Annotated in this window: 4 protein-coding genes and 1 pseudogene; 4 read left to right on the top strand and 1 reads right to left on the bottom strand. The window is 39.0% G+C overall.

What is annotated here, in order from left to right; genetic code table 11:
* Nucleotides 1-256: 256 nt before the first annotated feature.
* From V7659_RS20780 to lpdA, 4 genes and pseudogenes are all read left to right on the top strand, one after another.
* Nucleotides 257-1,313, top strand: a pseudogene (locus V7659_RS20780) (thiamine pyrophosphate-dependent dehydrogenase E1 component subunit alpha).
* A gap of 3 nt (nt 1,314-1,316) precedes the next feature.
* On the top strand, nt 1,317-2,294 hold the full coding sequence (locus V7659_RS20785) for an alpha-ketoacid dehydrogenase subunit beta (RefSeq protein ID WP_283878190.1): 978 nt from the start codon (nt 1,317-1,319) through the stop codon (nt 2,292-2,294).
* A gap of 77 nt (nt 2,295-2,371) precedes the next feature.
* Nucleotides 2,372-3,703, top strand: a complete 1,332-nt coding sequence (locus V7659_RS20790) for a dihydrolipoamide acetyltransferase family protein (RefSeq protein WP_335541938.1) — start codon at nt 2,372-2,374, stop codon at nt 3,701-3,703.
* 4 nt (nt 3,704-3,707) lie between these two features.
* Nucleotides 3,708-5,123, top strand: a complete 1,416-nt coding sequence (lpdA, locus tag V7659_RS20795) for a dihydrolipoyl dehydrogenase (protein ID WP_335541939.1) — start codon at nt 3,708-3,710, stop codon at nt 5,121-5,123.
* 463 nt (nt 5,124-5,586) lie between these two features.
* Here the strand turns inward: lpdA and V7659_RS20800 are convergent, their stop codons facing one another.
* Nucleotides 5,587-6,021: a DUF1885 family protein gene (locus V7659_RS20800; protein ID WP_335541941.1), complete on the bottom strand. Its 435-nt coding sequence runs from the start codon at nt 6,019-6,021 to the stop codon at nt 5,587-5,589.
* Nucleotides 6,022-6,091 lie beyond the last annotated feature (70 nt).

Consider the following 6,091-nt stretch of genomic DNA (forward strand, 5'->3'; position numbering starts at 1 on the left):
GTGGTACAGAATAAAATGATGGTGAGGTAAAAGAAAATTTGTTTTATCTTATCTTTTCTGTAAAAACTATTTAGTAGTATGTTTAAGAACTAAGCTAACCAAAATTCTATGTAATATCACGGGTTTACTCAATACAAAGTACAAAATAGATAGGACTGACTATCTGCTTTTTAATCTTTAGGTTTTGGGTAATCTAATTTAGTGGATAATATTTTCAAAAATTTAGCTCCTGAATTGAAAGGAAGAGGTGACCTAAATGGTTTCTAAAACTCAAAACGCTAAGCTTGATGCGAAGAAAACACTAGAAGTTGTTGAGGAACAATTTCAAACACTTCAAATTTTAAATGAAGCTGGTGAAGTCGTAAACGAAGCAGCAATGCCTGAACTTACTGATGAACAGCTCCAAGAATTAATGCGTCGCATGGTTTACACGCGAATTCTTGACCAGCGTTCTATTTCTTTAAATCGTCAAGGAAGATTGGGTTTCTACGCTCCAACTGCAGGGCAAGAAGCTTCTCAATTAGCTTCCCAATTTGCATTAGANNCCATTATCCCAAGCATTTTTATGGTCAAGAGGACATTTTCAAGGTATGCAAATTCCGGACGGAGTAAATGTTCTTCATCCTCAAATTATCATCGGTGCCCAGTATGTACAAACTGCCGGTGTTGCTCTTGGTTTTAAAAAGCGTGGAACAAAGGCAGTAGCTATTACTTATACCGGTGATGGAGGAACATCACAAGGTGATTTCTATGAAGGAATGAACTTTGCCGGCGCCTATAAAGCTCCAGCCATCTTCATTGCTCAAAATAACCGATTCGCTATATCAACTCCTGTTGAAAAGCAATCAGCTGCCAAAACTCTTGCTCAAAAAGCTGTTGCAGCTGGAATTCCGGGAATTCAAGTTGACGGTATGGATCCACTTGCTGTTTATGCTGCTGTACGTGAAGCACGCGAACGAGCAATTAATGGTGAAGGTCCAACATTCATTGAAACTTTAACATACAGATATGGTCCACATACTATGGCAGGTGATGATCCAACTCGTTATCGTACAGCAGACCTTGACAATGAATGGGAAAAGAAAGATCCATTAGTTCGTTTCCGTAAATTCCTTGAAAACAAAGGTCTTTGGTCAGAAGAAAAAGAAAATGAAGTAATCGAACAAGCGAAAGAAGACATTAAAGAAGCAATTAAATTAGCTGATGCTGCACCTAAACAAAAGGTTACTGATTTGATGTCTATTATGTATGAAGAAATGCCTCAAAACTTACAAGAACAATATGAAATATATAAAGAAAAGGAGTCGAAGTAAGCCATGGCTCAAATGACAATGATTCAAGCAATAACAGATGCTTTACGTTCGGAATTACGCAACGATCCAAATGTGTTAGTATTCGGTGAGGACGTTGGTGTAAACGGTGGTGTATTCCGTGCAACCGAAGGGTTGCAACAGGAATTTGGCGAGGATCGTGTATTTGACACTCCACTCGCTGAATCTGGAATCGGCGGCTTAGCAGTAGGTCTAAGTTTGCAAGGATTCCGCCCGGTTCCGGAAATTCAATTTTTTGGTTTCGTATTTGAGGTCATGGATTCCATTGCTGGTCAGTTAGCCCGCCAACGTTATCGTTCAGGTGGAAAGTTTAGTGCGCCTGTAACGTTTCGCTCGCCATTTGGTGGAGGGGTACATACTCCTGATATGCACGCTGACAGTTTAGAAGGACTTATGGCTCAGACACCAGGAGTTAAGGTTGTTATTCCTTCCACTCCGTATGATGCTAAGGGGCTGCTCATTTCATCTATCCGTGACAATGATACAGTTGTTTTCCTAGAGCATATGAAGTTATACCGTTCTTTCCGTCAAGAAGTTCCTGAAGAGTCATATACAATTCCACTAGGAAAAGCTGAAGTTAAACGTGAAGGTACAGACGTTTCAATTATTACTTATGGTGCAATGGTACATGAGTCATTGAAAGCTGCAGAAGAGTTAGAAAAAGAAGGTTTTTCTGCGGAAGTAATTGATTTACGGACTGTAAGCCCGATTGATATTGAGACAATTATTGCATCCGTTAATAAAACAGGCCGTGCGATTGTTGTTCAAGAAGCACAAAAACAAGCTGGTATTGCAGCAAATGTTGTTGCTGAAATAAATGATCGTGCAATTTTAAGTTTGGAAGCACCAGTCCTACGTGTGGCTGCTCCAGATACCGTTTTTCCATTCCCACAAGCAGAAGCTGTTTGGCTTCCGAATTATAAAGATGTAATTGCAACAGCTAAAAAGGTTTTAACCTTTTAATTAACCTATTTAATCGTACGTTTATTTCTATAGTTATGTTGCTCAAAAAAACATGTAATTTAGGAGGATGAATCCTAGTGTCATTTCAATTTAAAATGCCTGACATCGGTGAAGGTATACATGAAGGCGAAATTGTTAAATGGTTCGTAAAACCAGGTGACAAAGTTCAAGAAGATGATGTACTTTGTGAGATTCAAAATGATAAGGCTGTAGTAGAAATCCCTTCCCCTGTTGAAGGAACAGTAGTTGATGTATTAGTTGGCGAAGGAACTGTCGCAACAGTTGGACAAGTTTTGGTAACCTTTGATGCTCCTGGTTACGAAAACCTACAATTTAAAGGCGATGAACATGCTGATGAACCGAAACAAGAAGAAAAGCCAGCAGCAGCAGCTCCTGCGTCAGAGGTTAAACAAGATACAGCACCACAACCAGCAGCAGTTGCAGTAGCACCACAAGTTGATGTTGATCCAAATCGTCGCATTGTTGCTATGCCATCTGTTCGTAAGTATGCTCGTGAGAAAGGAATTAATATCCAATTAGTTCCTGGAACAGGAAATCTTGGACGCATTCTTAAGAGCGATATCGATTCATTTGTAAGCGGTGGAGCAGCACCTGCAGCACAAGCTGCTACTGGTGCTGTAGCAGCAACGGAAAATGCTAAAGTGGAGGCACCACAAGCGGCTGCGGCAGCTATTCCTCAAGGAGAATATCCTGAAACTCGCGAGAAAATGAGTGGTATTCGGAAGGCAATTGCTAAGGCAATGGTTAACTCTAAGCACACTGCACCACACGTAACACTTATGGATGAAGTGGATGTAACTAAACTTGTTTCACACCGTAAGAAGTTTAAAGAGGTAGCTGCAGCCAAAGGCATTAAGCTTACATTCTTACCATACATCGTTAAAGCATTAACAAGTGCATTACGTGAATTCCCTGCATTAAACACATCACTAGATGATGCAACAAGTGAAATTATTCATAAGCACTATTATAATATTGGAATTGCAGCTGACACAGAAAAAGGCTTACTTGTACCAGTTGTAAAAGATGCAGACCGTAAGTCAGTTTTCTCAATTTCTAACGATATCAATGAATTAGCTGGAAAAGCACGTGACGGAAAGCTTGCCCCTAATGAAATGAAAGGTGCTTCATGTACTATTTCCAATATTGGTTCAGCTGGCGGTCAATGGTTTACTCCAGTAATTAATCACCCTGAAGTTGCTATCTTGGGTGTTGGCCGAATTGCAGAAAAACCAATCGTTAAAAATGGTGAAATTGTTGCGGCACCAGTATTAGCTTTATCTTTAAGCTTTGACCACCGTATGATCGATGGAGCAACAGCACAAAATGCATTAAATCATATTAAACGTTTGTTGAACGATCCAGAACTATTGTTAATGGAGGCGTAATATCATGGTCGTTGGAGATTTCCCAATTGAAACAGATACTATAGTCATCGGAGCTGGTCCGGGAGGATATGTTGCAGCTATTCGTGCAGCACAGCTTGGACAAAAGGTGACAATTGTTGAAAAAGAATATGTAGGCGGCGTTTGTTTAAATGTCGGTTGTATTCCTTCGAAAGCTTTGATTTCAGCGGCTCACCGCTACGAAACAGCCATGCATTCCGATTCTTTTGGAATTACCGCAGAAAATGTAAAAGTGGATTTTTCAAAAGTTCAAGAATTCAAGGCAGGCATCGTTAAAAAGTTAACAGGTGGAGTCGAAGGTTTATTAAAAGGTAATAAAGTAAATATTGCTCGTGGTGAGGCCTATTTTGTCGATGCCAATACATTGCGTGTTATAAATGAAGATTCAGCACAGACTTATACTTTTAAAAATGCAATTATTGCAACTGGATCTCGTCCAATCGAACTTCCAGCCTTTAAATATTCAAAACGTGTTCTGAATTCTACAGGTGCACTTAACTTAAATGAAATCCCTGAAAAAATCGTTGTTATCGGCGGTGGAGTAATCGGGATTGAACTAGGTGGTGCTTATGCAAATTTTGGCAGCCAAGTTACCATTTTAGAAGGTGCCGAAGAAATACTCGGTCTTGGCGTTTTTGATAAGCAAATGGCTGCTCTTGTAAAGAAGAGCATGAAGAAAAAAGGTGCAGAATTCTTTACAAAGGCATTTGCTAAGGGCGTTGAAGAAACTGAAAACGGCGTTGTCGTAACGTTCGAAACAAAAGGCGAAGAAAAGAAAATCGAAGCAGATTATGTGTTTGTAATGGTCGGAAGACGCCCTAACACCGATGAAATGGGATTAGAACAAGTAGGCGTTAAGTTATCTGACCGCGGTTTGATTGAAATTGACAAACAATGCCGCACCAACCTTACCAATATCTATGCTATTGGTGATGTTGTAGCAGGTCCTCAGTTAGCACATAAAGCTTCATATGAAGCGAAAATTGCTGCTGAGGCAATTGCTGGTCACACGTCTGAAATTGATTATTTAGGTATCCCTGCTGTTGTCTTCTCTGACCCTGAATTAGCTTCAGTTGGCTATACAGAATCACAAGCAAAAGAAGAAGGAATCGCTGTAATTGCAGCTAAATTCCCATTTGCTGCAAATGGTCGTGCGTTATCATTAGACAGTGGTGATGGATTCTTGAAACTAATTACTCGGAAAGAAGATGGTCTTGTAATTGGAGCACAGATTGCCGGAACTAGCGCGTCAGATATGATTGCAGAATTAGGCCTAGCGATTGAAGCGGGAATGACTGCAGAAGATCTTGCTATGACTATTCATGCCCATCCAACACTTGGAGAAATAACAATGGAAGCGGCGGAAGTTGCATTAGGAAGCCCAATCCACATTATGAAATAAATTAGAAAGAATAAAGTCCTTTTCGCTAATTAGCGGAAAGGACTTTTTCCATTTTTGACGGATCGTTTTAAAAAAAGAAGCGTAAAAAAATCCTTGTTATCATAAAAACAAAATATATCTCTCGTTTTTAGAACATATACTTAAAAGAACTAACATTCTAATTTCTAATTTTGAATGTATTAAGAGTGGTGATAAATATGAGGGTCTATATTGTCGTGATACTACAATTTATCATTTGGAGCGGTTATACATTTATTGAATGGTTGTCAAAGCATGACCAGCTTATATATAAAGTCATTATGTTTTTTGTATTTTTTTATCTGGCTTTTTTAATTGGAAACCATGTAACCAAATCAGCGCGTAAAACACTATTTATCACCACTTTAAGCCTTGTTATATACACTTCATTTCACTATACCATGGAAATGTTTACGCACTAAAAAAAGCCCCTTTAGGAGCTTTTTTATTTTCGTGGATAATAATACATAATGCGCTCATTGAACAGATGGAGTTCCCCTTGCAGTTTTTTCGCAAGGTATTTACAAAATTCATTGGCTTTCCCTTTATCACCGTAGGTAGATTGATCAGGTAAAGTGACTTGTATGTATGTTTGTTCCAGTTCCTGACCTTCTTCATTACGAATCGTTTCCTGATCAACTCCTACTAAAATGGCATAGTAGCGTTCATCATTTGAATGTAAATAGAACCACTTTCCTTTGGCCTCTGTTGTTTCTTTCAGTTCATATGGGAAGGCTGACTCTCCGTATTCCCATCCTATTTGGTTGCCTGTTTTAGTTGTATTCTTTTTATACTCAATAAATAAGTCCTTTACTTCCTCTATTGTTACCTTTTGTTTAGCAGATGAAGGCACTAGCTTAATGTATGCGTTAACAGCCATCATCATTCCCCCCCACTAGTACGTTAGTATTAATCCTCTCTATTCTAGCACTGAATAAAATATTATGACA

Source organism: Neobacillus drentensis (assembly GCF_036966985.1).
GTDB classification, from domain to species: Bacteria; Bacillota; Bacilli; order Bacillales; family Cytobacillaceae; genus Neobacillus; species Neobacillus drentensis_E.